This window comes from Micromonospora sp. 050-3 (genome assembly GCF_046549335.1).
Classification (GTDB): Bacteria; Actinomycetota; Actinomycetes; order Mycobacteriales; family Micromonosporaceae; genus Micromonospora; species Micromonospora trifolii.
Window position 1 is genome coordinate 1,512,047 of record NZ_JAJPVX010000002.1, and the last position, 17,259, is coordinate 1,529,305.

7 protein-coding genes are annotated in these 17,259 nt (G+C 68.2%); all 7 read right to left on the reverse strand.

All coding sequences use genetic code 11. The features are described 5' to 3' along the window. Nucleotides 1–456 precede the first annotated feature (456 nt). The 7 genes from mads8 to mads2 are packed head-to-tail and all read right to left on the reverse strand — an operon-like array spanning nucleotide 457 to nucleotide 17,105. The gene (gene mads8 / locus ACLJOK_RS22055) at nucleotides 457–5,904 is read right to left on the reverse strand and encodes a methylation-associated defense system ATP-binding protein MAD8 (RefSeq protein WP_410820577.1); all 5,448 of its coding nucleotides are present in this window, start codon (nucleotides 5,902–5,904) and stop codon (nucleotides 457–459) included. Further along, nucleotides 5,901–7,499, reverse strand: coding sequence for a methylation-associated defense system protein MAD7 (gene mads7 / locus ACLJOK_RS22060; protein ID WP_410820578.1), 1,599 nt, complete (start codon nucleotides 7,497–7,499; stop codon nucleotides 5,901–5,903). Before mads7 ends, mads8 begins: the two co-directional genes overlap by 4 nt. Next, nucleotides 7,499–11,632, reverse strand: a complete 4,134-nt coding sequence (mads6, locus tag ACLJOK_RS22065; protein ID WP_410820579.1) for a methylation-associated defense system protein kinase MAD6 — start codon at nucleotides 11,630–11,632, stop codon at nucleotides 7,499–7,501. The genes mads7 and mads6 overlap by 1 nt, the downstream gene beginning before the upstream one ends. Nucleotides 11,633–11,634: 2 nt before the next feature. Beyond that, nucleotides 11,635–13,047 carry a methylation-associated defense system restriction endonuclease subunit S MAD5 gene (mads5, locus tag ACLJOK_RS22070; RefSeq protein ID WP_410820580.1) on the reverse strand — a complete coding sequence of 471 codons (1,413 nt, stop codon included), beginning with the start codon at nucleotides 13,045–13,047 and terminating at the stop codon, nucleotides 11,635–11,637. After that, the gene (mads4, locus tag ACLJOK_RS22075) at nucleotides 13,044–13,688 is read right to left on the reverse strand and encodes a methylation-associated defense system protein MAD4 (protein ID WP_410820581.1); all 645 of its coding nucleotides are present in this window, start codon (nucleotides 13,686–13,688) and stop codon (nucleotides 13,044–13,046) included. Before mads4 ends, mads5 begins: the two co-directional genes overlap by 4 nt. Nucleotides 13,689–13,716: 28 nt before the next feature. Next, nucleotides 13,717–15,015: a methylation-associated defense system AAA family ATPase MAD3 gene (gene mads3, locus ACLJOK_RS22080; protein WP_410820582.1), complete on the reverse strand. Its 1,299-nt coding sequence runs from the start codon at nucleotides 15,013–15,015 to the stop codon at nucleotides 13,717–13,719. Then, nucleotides 15,012–17,105, reverse strand: a complete 2,094-nt coding sequence (mads2, locus tag ACLJOK_RS22085) for a methylation-associated defense system DNA methyltransferase MAD2 (RefSeq protein ID WP_410820583.1) — start codon at nucleotides 17,103–17,105, stop codon at nucleotides 15,012–15,014. Before mads2 ends, mads3 begins: the two co-directional genes overlap by 4 nt. Nucleotides 17,106–17,259 lie beyond the last annotated feature (154 nt).

Below are 17,259 nucleotides of genomic sequence, written 5' to 3' on the forward strand. Positions count from 1 at the left end.
GCTCCCGCCGGTCCGCCAGGTAGGTCTCCGGTAGATGGATTTGCTTGGTCGCTGAACCATCTACCGGAGACCTCGCTGCGTCCCGACCTCCGACACGCAGAGATCATCAAACAAGCAGCTCAAGCCCGGGCATCGACTTCGACACAGGGCCTAGGCCTACGAGACTGCCGGATCGGTGAGGTGTCGCCCGTCGTCGGCGAGGCGCCGCGAACACCCGGTCCTATGCGTTCTACAACTGGTCTCGCCTACTCGGCGTAGGTGTTCGTGAGAACCGGCGCCCTTGTGGATCATGGAGAAGTTCGGTGTGGGCCATCAGCAACAGGTCGAGTCACTCTCCGTAGAAGGCGCACCTGGGCGTACCCCGGTCCGGTGCCCTCGACCCGGGTGCCCTGCTGACCAAACCGCTGGCGTCCCGGCAGTAAACGGATCTGCCGAGTTATGGTGAGATTCTCCGGGTCAGTCGCCGGCGACTGCGGTTTTGGTGCTGCCGCCGTGTTCGGTGATCCGCGGCCGGATGTGTGCCTTGACGGCGCTGCGGCTGAAGGCTGGGTCGGTCGCCTTGCCTGACCAGATGTAGGCCTCTCCTCGTCCCAGCGCTGCCATCTTGGCCGGCGTTAGATCGGCGAGAGCGGCGTTGGCCTTCTGTAGATGCTTCAACCAGGCCGGAGAGGTGAACCGGTGCAAGATGAGTTGGTTGGAGAGCTCGATGAGGGCTATCGGCACTGATGCTGGTTCCTGGCTCGCCACCAGGATGCTCATCCCCTTGTGTCGCATCTCTCGCACGCTCTCGATCAGCCCGGCGGCGAGATCCGGGCTGTCGATGAACTTGTGTGCCTCGTCGAAGACGACGAGTTTGTTGAACCGACGCCCGGCGCTGGTGGCTTCCGAGAACAGCTCCATGAGTACGACGAACAGGCCGAGAGCCTCGTCCTTCTCAATCAGTTCGTCTCGAAGATCCACAATGATTACCCGACCGGGGCGGACCAGGTCCTGGATGCGGGCCGTGTCGTCGATGTAGTCGGCGGCGAGGTCCAGACGCTGGTGGGCCAGCTGTTTGATGGGATCCGACAACGACGATCCATCGACCCCGGCGCGCAGAGCGTCGATGGACAGGTTGTTGCGGTGCGCCTTCATGATCCGGCCGAGTTGGCGGATGTAGGTGGACTGGTTGCCGACAGCTCCCATCAGAAAACGCCAGTGTGCGGCCCGTAGCTCCGTCGAGCTGAATTTGAGTGCCCGCAGCTCGATGCCGGGATATTCGTTTCGGCGTTGCTCCAGTTGGTCTTCGGGCACCAGCATCAGCACATCGTCGAGCCCGGCCGGTGCTACGCCGTAGCGGTCCCGCAGACGTTGGACCTGCGTCGCGTCGGAGTTGGGGGCGACCAGGCTGGTGAACTCAGGTACGTAGCTCAGGATCGGACTGTAGTGGAAGATGATGGTGGCAAGCGGCTGCGGCAGCCGGTTGACCGGTGGCGTGGCGAGGGAAGCAGCTTCGACGATGGTGCCCAGCGTGTAGCTCTTCCCAGCGCCCTGCACGCCGAACAGGCTGATGGTGTGGGTCTCGTTCAGGTCGAGAGCAATATGCCGCCCGCCGTACTCGCCGATGATCCCGTACTGGGGGGACGGACCGGCTGCGCCGATGTAGATGTCAGGCTGAACCGATGGAGCCGGTGGGTCGGGCACCGGCTGTTCTGACCGGTCTGTCGACTCCACTAGTTCCGCTGGTCCGGTGGATTCCGGCTCCGGCCCAATTGGCGTTGCATCGGTGATCGCATCGTCTCGGTCGTTTGGGGTCTCGGGGTCGGGGTCGCTCGGTGGCCGACCCTGCGGCACGGCATGGTGGCGGGCAGGTGCCCGGAACGCGGCCTGTGGCAGATGTGCGACGGTGGACTGACGTGTTCCGAAGGTCCCCTCGGAGTGGGTGTCGGTCGGCGAAGCCGCCGCCAGAACCGGATCGGTGGCGATGCCGCCGAGTAGTTCGCTGATGACGTCGCGGCCGACGCGGTGAAACTCGACCTCGCCCTCGTCGTCTTGGTCAGTTCCGCTGCCCCGCAGGTCGAAGATGAGTCCGGTCTGGGTGAAGCTCAGCTGATATCCCCAGTCGAGGTGATCCAACATCCAGTGAGCTTCTTCCGCGATCTCACTGGCACCATCGATGATGCCGTGGCGGACCGCCCGGCCGAGATAGAAGCGCAACAACGCGGCGAGCTCCGCGTTGCGGCTCGCCCGGTCAGGACGATCGGGCTGGTAGTACGCGGGGTCGAAGCCCTCGGCGAGCACGTCTCTGCTGCGGCTGAGCTGCTCGGTGATCTCGTTTCGGACCTTCTGCAGGTCCGCGATGCTGGTCAGCGTGCTGTGACACTTCACTTCGACGAGCCGGCAGGTGATGGCGCGTCGCTGCGCGTCGAGACTGAAGAGGGCAAGGTCGGTGCGTCGAAGTCCGACGCTTTCGGCGACCTCGTCGGCTCTGCGGCGAGCGTCGCGGTATAGCTCCAGGTGGGAGTCGAGGGGGACGAGGATCTGGTCGCCCAGGACTGCCTGGTGCTCCAGGTAGAGCCGGGCGAGCGCCAAGCCCAGGACTTCGGTCCGCTGGTTCGGTGCGGTGGACGCGATCTTGAAGGCCAGCCTGCCGGACAGTAGCCGAAGCTGGTCGAAGAAGGTCCCAGCGTGTCTGCGGTCGACCTGGAATCCGTGCTGATCCAGCATCGGACGCAGCAAGGAGCGCAGCTCGTCGACAGACCTGGAGCTGACCACCAGTTGGTGGCCGAGGCCGTCTGGTCCGCTGCTGGCGAAGTCGATGATGTAGTCGGGGCGGCGGGAACTTCCTGGGCTGTCGAAGTACTCGACGCCCAAGGTCCGGTCCACGGTGATGACCCAGTCGCTGCAGCGGTGTGCCTGATGTAGCAGGCTGGCGTCGGCGGCGGTCAGGTTCAGCGTTATCCGTGGCACCAGCCCGGTTCCTGCTTCGCCGGTGGCCACCGTCGCTGTGGCTACCGAGATCGCCTGGGGAAGTGCGGTGAGCAGGTCGGAGTATTCCTCGGACCCTGGAATGTCCCGGCCGGGGCCGTGCCGGGGCTGCTTGTGCCAGGCCACGATGCCGTCGGTGGTGTCGACGTAGTCGACGGTCAACTCCTGGACCAGCCCGTGCACCGGTGCTGTCGAGTCGGGGCGGGCCGGACCGACACCGAGATCTTCGCCGCTGAAGGCATCGAAAAGCAGCGTGAGGTGTGCCGTGTGCCGGCTTGTCGCCGAGCGGAAGTCGTCGAGCGGCAGCACCGCGACGGCGAGTTTGGGCGCCAACCCGGCGCTTGTCGGTGTGCAGAACGTCTCCGCCTCGGCGGTGGTGCTCCACTCGCCGCTGAGCAGTTGAGCGAGCGCCACACCGGTGCCGGTCTGCTGCGGGTCTGCCGCGAACAGTCGCAGGTCGTACGAGAGATGCCGAAGGTTCTTGCGGCGTTCCAGCTCGATGAGGGTGTCCGCCAGCTGCTCCGCACGCCCCGGGTTGACCACGCACAGGACCAGGGTGGCGACGTAGGGGTGCATCCGGACGTAGCGCTCGATCCGGTCAGCGAGTTGTCCGGCGGTGACCGTCAGGGCCGCGCTCGGACTGTCCGGCACGCCGAGCGCCGATGCCACGTCGGCCAACAGGGTCTGCGGGTCGCCCGTTTCCGCCGGTAGGTAGACCCCCCAGTGGGTGGCGAAATCGATGGTAGCGGCGCTGAGCCGGCGGTCGGTGCCGACGGCGGTCAGCGGGAAACCGGTTGGTGCCAGGGCGAACAACCGCTCGGCCGCCGCCCGTACCCGGTCCTTGTCACCCGCCGCTACCGCGTGAACGAGCGGGGCGACGGACGAGGCTTCCGCGAGCCAGTGTCGCCCAAGCCGGGCCCAGGTGACCATCCACAGCAGACGCAGTGGGTGGGTGGGGGCGACCAGGGTGAGCTGGTGCAGGTTGCCCCGGATGTCCTGGTGCTCCACCACGACGGTGTCGATCTGCAACAACGTCGTCAGTTGCCGCGTCAGCTCGGTGTCAGCGATCCGCCCGGTGCTGTGCAGCGATCCGTTGAGCAGCTCGGTGTATGCCTCTGCGTAGGCGAGTATGGCGGTGTCGATCCGGCTCAGATCACGGCCGGCGACGACCATGCCATCGTCGCCACTGATCGCGGTCAGGACGGCGGCCCGGGTGGCGAGGAACGTGTCGAGCCGTTCCGAGGCAGCCAACGGTGGGTGCTGATGCTCGACCTCGACAAGGCGGGGCAGTTGCCCGGCCGCTGTGCTCAACTGACGGCCGGCGAGCCGGGTGGGCTCGGCCAGGATCTGCCGTTCCAACTCGGCGAGGATCGGAGCGAGCGGCACCTGCGCGGTGCCATGCCCGCCGAAATTGGCCTCGACGATGGTGCGGGCCGGATCCTTCCATGACGTCTGCTGGCAGCTGATCTCCTGCCAGTCCCGCCCGTCCGCCGACGCCTCGAACGCCAGCCGGAGCAGCTCCTGAGTCACCCCAACGGTCCGGCGGTTGTGGGGTTGCATGGGCGGTTCGTCGAGGTCGTTCTCGGCGACAACGTAGAACCGGTCACTCTCGTTGTCGGGGCGTCCGGCCGGCAGCTCGGATTCCGGCTGGTCGCGGCGGCTTGCCGGCTGGGACGTCTCGACCGGCAGCGGCACGCCCGTGCTGTCCATGGGCGTGACCCGGATGTAGTGCCAGCCGTGGTCGAGCCGGGCAGAGCGCAGCCGCTTCAGCACCGCCTTGTACGCCTGCCGTCGGTTGGTGCCGACCTTGACGGTGGTGTGTACCCCGGTCGGGCCGGACTCCTCGGACATCAGTTGGACGGAGAAACTGGTCAGGCCACGGACCTGTCGGGCGTCCGGGTTCACCCCGAAGACCACCGGCAGCTGGTTGTGGCCGGATGCGCCGCCTGTCAGGTATGCCTGGCCGGTGATGCTGCCCAGGACCGGGTGGTCGCGGTGCTCAGCTCGCCCGCCGGCCCGCGGCAGGGTCAGCTCGTCGAGGGTGATGCGTACGGCCGATGCGACCCGGTCCTCCGGCAGCGGCCAGCGGTGGAACGACAGCCCCCAGTTGGCGCGGTCGACGACGATCCGGCGGGTCCACTCCAGGGAGGTGTCCTGGCCGACGTCGGCCAGGAATTCGGCCACCTTGGCGCGGAACGCGGCGTCGGTGAGCCGCAGGTCGACGACGCGTTGCCGGACCGAGCGGTCGGCGCGGTTCAGCGCCTGGATGGTCCGGGCGTTGCGGGTCGCCCGGGTGCGCACCTGGGCGGGGTCGGCGAACAGCTCGAAGTCGGGGATGAGCCCGAGCTCGAACAGCGCGCCCCCGACGGCCTGCCGGTCCCGGTCGTTGTGTTCGACGGTGAGCAGGAACCGGGCCCGCTGTAGCGGGCCGGCGACGACCCCGTACGCCTCGGTTGCCTGCTCGTCGAGCACGCCGAACAGTTCGCTGATCGCCGTGCGCAGCCCGTCGGGTAGGGCGGTCTGCAGGCGGGTGGCGAGCTCCTGGTAAACGTCGCCGGGTTCACTCTGCTCGAAGGTGGCGACCCCGAAGGAGTCTTCGGCGCTGGCGTGTGTGCCGGGTGGAATGAACACGAGCAGCGGTGGGCGCTGGCGGTCATCGGCGTCGGGGTTGCGCAGCTCGACAAGCTTGGTGCCGCTGATCGCCACATCGTCGGGCACCTGGGGTGGTTGTCCGAGGACGTGGACCTGGGCGGCGGCACCGGCCGCGCCGCGTAGCCGGCGACACAGCTGGGCAGCCAGCGGCGCGCCGAGGTCGGTCACCCGTACGCAGTGCCCCGGTGCGCGGGCGGCGAGCAGTGCGGCGAACCGGGGCACCAGGACCCGTTCGAGGGCTTCGTCGAGGTCGGTGTCGGTGACTTCGCGCAGTCCGGTGCTCATTGTGGCGCTCCGTCGGGCCCGAGGCGATAACGCGGGGTAATGGTCTGGGTGAGGTAGGCATCGGAGAGGTCGGTGTAGAAACCAATCTCCCGCAGCCGGGCGACGAACGCGGTTCGGTTTTCCCGCAGCGCCCGGTGGTCGGTGATGCTGGGTTGGCCGAAGCCGTCAACGGGCGGAAGCTCGTCGATGTAGAGCCCGTACCGGTCGCGCAGCACCGCGAGGAATTCGTCGACCCGGATCGCGGTGGTCCGCAGCGCGCCAGTGCCGTCGGGGCGCAGTAGGGCCAACTGGAGGAGCACTTCGAGCAGCCGGCTGTCGAGCACGAATCGGCGCTGTCCGCGTCGTGGCTGGGTGAGCATCGCGCCGGGTCGGTGTTTGAGTAGCAGGCTGTCAAGGCAGTCGGTCAGGTAGCCACGGTGGAACTTGATCCGGTACGCGGTGATGATCTCGATGTAGGTGGCGAACGGGTCGAGTTTCAACTGCAGCAGGTCGGCGATCTGCGGATCGAGGCCGTTGTCCTCGCCGGATGCCGCCTCCACGACCCGGGCCAGCCGGGCTTCGGCGAACCGGCCCCGGTCGGCCTTGTGCGCCGGGCCTAGCAGCGACAACAGTTGCTCGATGAGGAACATGCCATCGGCCGGCTTGCGCAGCTTGCCGATCTTCACCAGGTGCCAGCCGAAGTCGTCGAGTTTTTTCAAGGTGAAGGTCGCTTGCACGAACGCCGGGATTCGGTCGTACCAGATCTGGGCGCTGGTCTCGGCCAGCCGGGCGGCGGGTGTGTCGGGCACGCCCGCGACGTCGAGGAAGAATCCGCCACCGAATCCGACGCGGTCGCCGGTTGTCCAGATCGGCAACGTCTTCATGATCCGGAAGTGGTACCGCGCCAGGTGGAAGGCGAACAGGATCTTCAGGTGGTCGACCAGCACCGATCGGGGTACGACTCCCCGGTGGTACAGCAGCCGGGTGACGTCCTGGGTGAGTAGCTCGGCGGCGGCGGTGTCCAGCGGTGGGTAGATCTTGCGGACCCGGCTGCGGTCCTCGCGGTCGGTGACCTTGGTCTTGGCCGCCTCGCAGAGGTTGATCAGGGCCTGGGTCTCGACGTCGATCTCGGTGGCGTCGCCGACGCCACCGATCCGTTGGTCGACCCCCGCGAAGAAGAAACGTTTCAGCTGCTCCAGCACGGTGCCACGAGTTGTCGAGCCGTGATGGAGCATCCAGTAGAGCTGTTCGTCGGCACCGTATGGCCGGGATCGGCGCGCTACTCGGAAGCGGTAGGTGAAGCCGTGCAGCGGACGCAGCCCGGCGATGGCCTGGCCAGGTTTGCCCCGGTTTACCAGGTCGAGCAGATGGGTTTCCAGCCAGCGGGCGGTGACCTCCGGGTCGAATCCGACGAAGTGATCAGGATGCTTGGTGATCTCTTCGACGAAGACGTCGACGCTCAGATCCGCCCCCGAGCCGACCAGCACGCTCGGCGAGCCCTTCCACCGCAGCCGGGGCAGCAAGGCGGTGAGCACCCGGTCCATGTCGAGCTGTTTGTAGTCGAGGTAGCTGACCGCCGGGTGGCGGAACTCCTTGTCGTCCTTGTGTAGCCCCACTACGACTCCTCCCGTGGGGCCACCGGCTCCATCCGGATCTGCCCAGTTGGCTCCCGCAGCACCCGCCACAGCTCCCGCCCGGTCACGGTGAGCAGCAGTTCCTGGTAAGGGGCGGCGGACAGCTCGTGCTTGAAGATGGTCAGGCCGAGATGCAGCCCTTGGCGTTCGGCGATGCCGGGCAGGTAGCCGTCCCGCAGCCGGTTGAGCAGCTCGAACAGGTCGAGCCGGATCCGCAGCGCGGCGTGCTGGTCGGCTGCGCCCCGGTAGCCCAGCACCAGCTCCTGGGCACCACCCTCCAGGTAGGGCGACTGCGGCGCACCGTCCGCGCGCAACGACAGCTGCCCGGCGGGGAACAGCCGGTAGCTGCGGATCTTGCCGTCGGGCACCGCTCGGACCTGCAACGCCAACGCGTCGGCGATCCGGGCAGCGTCGCCGAGTCCTTCGCTGCGGTTCAGCGCGCCGATGAGCTCCGGCAGCCGAGACGGCAGGTCGTCCGGGCGGGCCAGCAGGTTCAGGAAGTCCGATGCCGAGCGGTACGGCAGCATCCGTCGTGACCGTTCGTCGTCGACGCACTCGAAGTAGAACCGGCGACGGGCGGCGGCGAGGTAGCGGCGGTGCGCCTGGCCGGTGGCCGAGCTCAGTGCCGTGCCACGTGGCAGATCGTCTACCAGGCGTTGCAGCAGCTGCAGGTCGTATTCACCGCGCTGGTCGACCGTCATCAGGGCGCGGCCGGCGTCCGGGCCGACGTAGTCGAGCCGGCGGTCCAGGCCCGGATCGGCGACCGCAGCGATATCGACTTGGGTCAACAGGTTCAGTAGTCGGTCGGCGCCGTCGACCGGCCCGGCCCAACTGTTGAAGTAGAAGCCGTCGAGCACCTCGGTGAGCTGGTCGCTGGCATACAGCTCGTGGATGTCCGCGCAATCGAGACCGGAGGTGAGCATGAAGGCCAGCGCCGACTGGACGTCGCGGACGGTGATGTGCGCGATGCCGCGCAGCTCGGTCAGGCGGTAGAGCATCCGCAGCCGTGCCGTGATCTTCGGCCCGATCGCCGGGTGCGCGAAGGTCTGGGCGTTGTGCCGGGCGTAGCACTTGTCGACGAGCACACACCCGTCGCACCCCTCCCACCGCTGGGGGTGGGTCATCCGGCTTAGCATCCGGTCGAAGACGGCACCGTTGAGCTCGTCGGAGTCGTCCAGCAGGCTGCGGCGGTTGAGGTTGATAACCACGACGCCTGACTCAGCGGCACCTGGACCAACGGCACTCGTGTCAGCGCCGGCGGTCGGCGCTTCGGACCGGCCGTGCAGACCGGTCAGCACCTGGTCGGCCAGGGTCGGGAACGTCGACCGGTGGGTGTCGAGGAAGTCGACCAGCCGACCTTCGTTGATCGCGATCAGCCGGGTTTCTCCGGCGACCCCGGCCAGGTCGGCGCCGGCGAACGGCGCGAAGAAGTCCAGCAGGACATCGTCGTTGTGCTTGTCCGACTCGTCCTGGCTGCCGTCATGGTTGGTCCGCAGGACCAGGCCGGTCGGGGTCTCGAAGTCCGCTCCGTTGGCACGCCGCACGGGGATGCGCGGCCCGTCCTTGGTGGCGACCGTCAACAGCCGTTCCAGGAACGCGGTCTTGCCGTCGCCAGCGTTGCCAGTGATGATCACCAGCCGGTAGGTGCCGGCCAACACGTCGGGGGTGAGCTTGTCGTCCAGCGCGGTGGTCACGTAGAGATCGAACGCCGGGTTGCCGCCGGCGCGGGTGCCGGCGTTGCTCCGGACGCTTTGGCTGTAGAGCGTCTGCAGGTGCCCGACGAACGGGTTGCTGCCGGCCGACGACGGCGTGGGCGGCGGGAGCACCGGGTTGGCGGGCTCCGGTCGCACCGGCCCGAACACCTGGTCGCCGAGGTCGCGCAGCGCGTCGCGCAACTGCTGGGCGCTGGTGTACCGCTCGCTGCGCAGCGGGGCGATGGCGGTCAACAGGGTGTGGACGAGTCGTTCGGAGAGGTTGCCGAGCCCTGGCACCTGGCGTGGGTCGTCGGGCCGCCGATCGATGGTGGCGGCGCGATCCGAGAACGGCCACTGACCGGTCAGCACCTCGTAGAGGGTCAGCCCGAGCGCGTAGACGTCCCGGTCGATGAGGTCGGCGCGGGTGACCGGCCCGCCGACGGCGAAGTCCGGCGGGGCGTAGCGGGCGGTGCCACCGGTGCGCGACAGGCTGGAGTCGTCGGAAACCGCCACGTTGAAGTCGATGATCTTGCAGCCGTTGTCGGTCCGCAGCAGGTTCGCGGGCTTGATGTCACAGTGGTAGATGCCGTTGTCGTGCAGGTAGGTAAGCCCGTCGGCGACGTCGATGCCGAGCCGCACGGTGTCCGCCGGCCCCAACGCCCGCTGACTGACCAGGTCGGCGACCTGCTGACCGTCGACGTATTCGAAAACCAGGTACGGGATCTCGCCGCCGTCGAGGAAGTCGGCGCTCTCCACCTTGACCACACTGGGATGTGCCGGCAGCCGCAGCAGCAGTTGATACTCGACCCGCAGCCGTTCGATCACTGAATCCCGGTCGCGGTGCACGATCTTCACCGCCCGGTCTAGGCCGGCAAGACGGTCGTACGCCTGGTAGGCGGTGCCGTAGGAGCCCGGCTTGCCGAGCCGGCGGCGGATGGTGAACTTGTGCGTCAGCTGGTGACCTGGCGGCAGGTCCCGGAATTCGGGCTGCGGCGGCGTCGGCGTGGAGGCAGCCTCGGCCCGCCTGGTGTTGCCCGGTCGGATCAGCCAACCCAGGTCACGCAGGGCCTCGGCGGTGGTGGGCCGCGCCGACGGTGCCAACGCGCACATCCGGCGCAGCAGCTCGGCCAGCGCCGGACTGAGTCCGGCAGCGGTCATCACCTCCGGCGGCAGTACGCTGCCCCGGCGGATCTGGTCGTCGGTGGTGGCGAATGGCAGCTCGCCGGTGAGTAGCCGGTACGCGATCACCCCGGCGGCGTACACGTCGGACGCTGGGCTCATCGCCTGGGCCCGCCGCTGGCATTCGGGGGCGACGTAGGCCGGGTCGAGCACGTCGGCCAGCCGGTCGATCACCGAGTGGTCTCGTGGCCCCTGTGGCCGAGCGTAGTCGAACCCGGTGAGCACGCCACGGTTGTCCCGGGTGACCAGCACCGACGCCGGGGTCAACGCCCGGTGCAGCACCCGGTGGGTGTGCGCGTGGGTGAGCCCACGCAGCAGGTCCGCGACGATCCGCAGCCGCACGTCGGCGCTGAGCGCCTGCCGTGGGTCGGTCAGGTGCACGGTCAGCGGTTGGCCGTCGACGTCGTCGAGGACGAGGACGAACTGTCCTTCGTCGTCGGTGGGGAAGAAGTCGCGTCGGCCGACGATGTGCGGGCTCGGCGGCATCTTCGTCAGGACCTCGTACGCGTTGCCGATCGCATGGCGCTGCATCGCCCGCTGATCGGCGGGCAGGAACGGGTCGGCCCGGTAGACCCGCAGCAGCACGGTCTCCGAGGCGACGATGGTGGCGTTGCGGGCCCGGTACTCGGTGACCTCCTCGTCCCCGCCGAGCCGTTCGCAGACCTGCCAGTTGCCGAAGTGTCGGGGCCCGGTGCGACGGCGGACACCGCTGCCCAGGGCGTTGAGGACGGTCGCCTGCTGGGCTCGGATGTCGCGGATCATGCCGGCCCGGATCCGGGCCGGGTCATCGAGGGCCGGTATCAGGCTGGGCAGGTCGACGACGTCGATGGCGTCGGCGTCGGGGCGGTCGCTGGGGTCGACCAGCCGGGCGTCGCGACCGACCAGGACCACCAGGTGGCCCACGTAGACCTGGGAAAGCTCGGGTCGGGCCCGCTCCAATATGCCTTTCAGGGCCCTGGCGTGCCCCCGGAGTTTGCGCACCGGCGAGGCGAACGAGTCGCGGCCCTGTGGATACCACCGGACACCAGCGACGTCGATCCGACCGGCGGTGCCCTTTACGTCGATCAGGTGTACGGCCCGGGTGGTCACCACCACCAGATCCACTTCGTACGCGGCGCCGCGCACCGGAATCTCGATGTTGTGCAGCACGAACCAGTCGCCGGGAGCGTTGTCCCGCAGGTGCGCGATGACCCGGCGTTCCCCGTCGTTGGCCGGGGTGGACCCACCAACGATCTCAGCCACGATCAGCGAGCCGCCTCTCGCACCGCCTTGTCGAGCAGAGCAAACGCCTCGTCCTCCTTGCGGTCCGCATCGTCGCGGTCACGATACGCCTGCCGCACCACCCCGGCGATCCGCTCCCGGTCCGACCCCGCCGCCATCGGCACCGGCAGCCGGGCCCGCAGCGACTCGTGGATGTCCTGCTGCTTGCCGCCGGTGCTCATCGAGCGGAGCATCCGGAACGCCACCTCGGACCGGAGGAACGCGAAAAGGTACGCCCCCGACACCTGCGGATCCCCCGAGACCACCCGGAGATAGTCTTCTGAGAAGACGTACTTGTCCAGCCAGTCACCGGTCACCAGGAGCGGGCGACAGTACACCTCGGTTTCGCCCAGAGTGCCGCGGGCAGCGATCAAAACGGTCTCATCCTGGCAGCGCATGGCGTCGAGCGTGTCGGCATCGAGACTGATCCACCGGCCCTCGGGGCGCAACCAGAATCCCTGGCGTTGGCCGAGTAGCCGGTGACCCATGCCCGGTGTGCTGTCGACCCGCTTGAACCGATGACCGCGCGACAGTTGGCCGCCGGTGCAGATGTCGCCGAGGGGGCGGTGCGGGACGGAGCGGAGGGCCTCGATGATGCGGCGGGCACGGGGGGAGTAGTTGAGTGCCCGCAGCGACAGAGCGGTGGGGCGCTCGATGGTGAAGCCGAGGTCACGCTCCCGGTCGTGCCAGCGTAGGTCGAGAAGCTCGGGGATGCCGGCGCTGACGAACAGGTCGCGGGTGGCCTCCCGTACCCCGTCTTCGTAGTGCTGCCGGAGCTGCATTGCCTCGGTGACCAGGGCGTCGATCCGCTGCTCGACGCCGCCGCCGAAGCGGGGAACCGGCAGGTCGGCGATGTGGCTCGGCTCGATGTGTTTGACGCTGGTGCCGTAGATACCGCCCTTGATCACTGGGATGCCGAACGGGCTGGCCAGGAAGGTGTAGAGGTAGCCAGCCGGGATCCGGGCCAGGTCCGGCACCACCCGCATGACATCTTGGCTGCACGCCGCGCCAGCCATGCTGAGCCGGGCGTAAGTGACCCGGCCGGCGGTCATCCCGGAGCAGGTGACCAAGGTCCAGCCCGGCTCCAGCGGGAGGTTCGGGATCGTCTCGAACGACCGCTTGGTGATCATCGGCAGGTTGGCCAGGTCGGCCTCGAAGATGTCCGCGCTGCCGAGGAACGGCACCCCGTGGGCCGGGTCGGTGGTCCACTCACGGCGGAATCGGCCGGCGTGGAAGACCCGTGCGGTGACCGCGTGTAGCGGCTCGCTATGCGGCATCCGGTGCAGGTATTTGCGGGCGGCGTAGGCGTCGGAGACGTACGGCCCCGGGTCGAGGCGGGACCCCTGCTCGGCCAGCCAGCTCGCCTGGACGGGATTGTCTGGGCTGGCCAGCTTCACAGCTCCTCCTCGGGGAACCAGTCACGTAGCGTGTCGCGCAGTTTCAGGAACGCCGGATCGACGCAGCCCCTGACGGAGATCCCGGCCGCCAGCCGCTTGAACAGCGCCGGAGAGCGGTCCACCTTGTGCCCGTCGCGGCGCAGGTCGCGGTAGCGGTCGCGTAGATGCTCGAGGGCTTCCTTCGGCCGCGCCGGTTTGGCCCGGTCGCGCGGCCAGTGGCCGCTGTCGGCCAGGATCTGCCGGAAGTTGGCTGGGCAGTTGAGTGCCTGGGCGACTCGGGGGTTGTCCTGCCAGACCCACGCCTCCAGCTCGGGCTCAATCAAGATCACCGCGAACTCGGCCCAGGTATCGCGCATCCGTTGGTTGAGATCGTTGTAGATCTTTTCCGGCCCGGGGGTGCCCTGCCAGTCGTTGTCCAGCATGATCACCGCACGGTCGTGGCTGCGCCGGAATCTGCGCAGCACCTCCGGCCCCTGCCGGTAGACCCCGGGATCCTTGGTGGGGGAGACGACCACATCGTCGCGCGGGTCGAAGGCGAACCGTTGGCAGCCCACGCTTCGGTGGAACTCGGGTCGCCCGAGGAATCCGTGCAGCAGCTGCTGCATCGAGCCGTCGGCGACCAGGAAGATCACGTCACGCATGGGTGGGGGCATCCGGGGGGTGGGAGGATCACGAGAGCACTCCTGAGGCGAAGAGGGTGCCGATGTCGACGCTGCCGTGCCAGTCCTGCATTCGAGGATGCGCGGTGCCGGGGATGACCTCGACCGCGCCGTCGCCGTCGAGCCGGGCGAGCACGATGTTGGCGAGGTCGGTGTTGGCCAGCACGATCGGCGACTGGGTGGAGATCCACACTTGGTCGTCGGTGAGGGCTGCCAGTGACTGCACCACGGTCTCGATGGCCCGTGGGTGGATGCCGTTCTCCGGCTCCTCGGTAACCAGCAGGCGGGGCCGCGCGGAGCTGGGCAGGTAGGGCAGCAGCGACAGCGACAGGATCCGCAGGGTCCCCTCGGACAGCCCGGACGAGGTGACCCGGTAGCCGCCGACGTACTCCACCGACAGGTAGGCGTAGTGGTCGTCGGCACGCTCGATCGCCGTGACCCCGGTGATCTGCGGCAGCGCCGTCTGCAGGTGATCGATCCAGTAGGCGAACCCTTGCGGATCTTCCTGTTGCAGGTGCAGCACCAGCCAGGGCAGGTTGCGCCCGGAGGGCAGCACCCGCAGCGGGTCACCGGGCGCGGCGGCCTGGCGCAGCTGTGCCCAGTCCGGATCGAAGAAGACGGCACCTTCACGCAGCAGGTTGGCGAACCAGAGCGCTGCCGGGAACAGCTCCGGGTCCGCCGGCACGGCGGCGAGCGCGACCTGACTGGCCGGCACTCGGAAGTCCGGCACCTTTGGGCCTCGGGTGGTCGTCTCGGCGGTGAACGCGGTCGGCTCGCCCGGCCCGCGTTGGATGACCGGCTGGGCGGCTTGGCGGGCGGACCGGCCGCGCCTGGGCAGGTTGGCTCCCTGCATCGCGATGCCCGCCGCCGGGCGCCGCCGGTCGACGGCGGAGAAGAGGTAGAGGTATTCCTCGTCGACCTGCAACTCGTCGTTGAAGATCCGCAGCCGCAGTTCGTACCGCAGATGATCGGGGATCCGGTGCATCATCGCCGCGGTGCTGCGGGCGGCCATGGTGTTGACGATGTCGGCCGGTAACGCGGCCTCGATGGTGAAGGCCACGCTGTCGCCGCGCCCCTGGTGCACCAGCTCGGTGAGAGTGTGCGCCCGGGGCACGCCGCGCCACTCGGGTGGGCGGAGGAAGGCGTCGGCCACCCGCTGCTGGGCGAGCAGGTCACCGAGCAGCACCGGGATGTCCAGCAGGGTGCTCTTGCCGGCACCGTTGGCACCGGCGAGCACGTGGAACTCGCCCAGGTCGATGCTGAGCTGCGCGAAGCAGCGGTAGTGGTAGGCCTCGATCCGGGTGATCATGTGCGCTCCCCTGGCTCAGGGTGCTCCGCGCGGAATCGCCGGTAGGCCAGGACGATCTCCGGCAGGTCGTTGTCGACGACCTCCTTTTTGCGGGTGACCTCCCGATAGCTGGTGCCGCCGTTGCGGTAGACCGGAATACGCTCCACAGTGTCCTGCAGGATCGGCACGCCGTCCGGCCGGCACTTGTAAATCTTGTTGCCACGCCGGTCCACGCCGACCTTTTCGGCCACCGCCATGAACACCGGGTAGTCGGGCTGCTCGCCCAGCTCGGCTGCCAGCTTCTCCCGGTCGGTCTTCTTCTTGAGCAGCAGCACCGAGGTGAGGATGTTGACGTGCGCGTCGACGATGAAGGTCTCCACCGGCAGCTCGACGCTGGCCAGGATCCAGCAGTTGTCCAGCACCCAGCGGCGGATCCCTTCGTCCACCGGGCCGGGGTTGGACAGGATGCCATTGGGCAGCACGATGCCAATCCGCCCGCCGGGCCGGACCCATTCGACCGCCCGTTGGATGAACAACTGCTCCGGCGACATCGCCGACACCCGGCCCGGCCCGGCCTCGACCTGGCCGGTCTGCCGGTTGCGGGCCCAGGACTGGGCCACCCCGTCGCGGTACGCGTCAAGGATGTCCGCGTCTTCGATCTTGATGTCTGAGCCGAACGGCGGGTTGGTCATCAGGACATCGACGCTGCCCAGCGGGATCCTCTCGGCTGCCGCGTGGCGTTCGGTCAGGTGACCGCCGGGGAAGGCGAGGGAGTCCAGGTGGAAGACGTTGCCCTCTTCGCCGGTGGAGAGCATGACGCTCATCTGCGAGGCACGCACCAGGAACGGGTCGAAGTCGGCACCGAACAGATGGGTCCGCGAATACTGGGCCAGCCGCTCCTGGTGCTCGATCAACTGTGCCTCGGTGTCGGGCAGCCCCTTGGTGCCCGCCGCCTCACGCCACTGGTCGAGCAGGTAACGCAGGGGCTCCCGGAGGAAACCGCCGGTGCCGCAGGCCGGGTCGAGGATGGTTTCGTGCTCCTTGGGGTCGAGCATCCGCACCATCAGCTCCACCGCGCCCTTCGGGGTGAAGTACTGCCCCCGGTCGCCGCGCAGGTTGATGCCGACCAGCTCCTGATAGGCCATGCCCTTGACGTCGATGTCGGTGCCGGCCAGGTCGTAGGAGGCGAGCTCGCCGACGATGAAGGCGAGCGCACGCGGCGAGAGGCTGATCTGGTCGCGGTCGGTGAACAGCGGGTAGTTCTTCTTCACCTCTTCGAACAGCTCATGGATGCGCCCGGCGATGTCGGCGCGGCCGTCGTTGGTGAAGGGTTCGGCCGGCAGGGCGTAGAACCGGGGGGCGCGGTGCTGTCGGCGGCTGATCCGCTCGTCGTGCACCTTGGCGAAGATCAGGTAGAGGAACTGCCAGAACGCGGCGTCCTTGGGCAGACCTTCATTGCCGTGCACGTAGTTGTGGCAGCGCCGGAAGGCGGTCTTGAGCATGGCTGCCTCGCCTCGGCGGAGCCGGGCTGCAGAGCCGCTCGTGGCGCCGAAGCTGGCGGCGTCGATCGGCCAGTCGGCCCGCGCCGGGAATTTGACACCGAATCGGGTGTTTTCCCGCTGCAGGAAGAAGAAGTCCAGGCCGTTGGTCCACAGGCCGTACTGCGCGTTGGGGGTGGCCGGCGTGCCGAGCAGATCCTCAAGCTCCTCCAGATCCTGCCGGGCCTGCTCATGTGTCCTGATCTTGGTGACGGCCCGGCTGACCTTCGGCTCCGGTTTGCAGATCACCACCCGTTGCAGGTTCTCCAGGGTCTGCGGCGCGCCAGGGGTGAACACCGCAATATCGGCCTTGCGGATGCGCCGGCGTCGCCCCTCGATGTCGACCGGGATCGGGAAGTCGCGCGCCATGTCGTCGACCGAGATGCCGTACTCCACGGCCAGCGCTCGCGCGATGCGCTGGCGGACCTCTTCGTTGCCGCGCAGCCGGACCGGCTTGTTGGTGATGAAGTCGATGGTCTCGTCTGTTGCCAGGGACTCCGGCCCAGCTCCGGCGACCGCTGCCGTGCTGGATTCGTCGCCCGACGCGACGTCGTGGCCCCTGTCGTCAACCATCCGCTGTGCCAACCCCTCTGAGCCGATCAAGTCTCGATCATTGTCGCCTGTGTGACCGACACTCCCGCGCGACACCCCCGGATCTGCCCCAGGTGGCGAGGGCAGAGCCGGAGGTGGCCAGCGCAAGAGGTGGTCAGCGGTGGATGCTGACCTG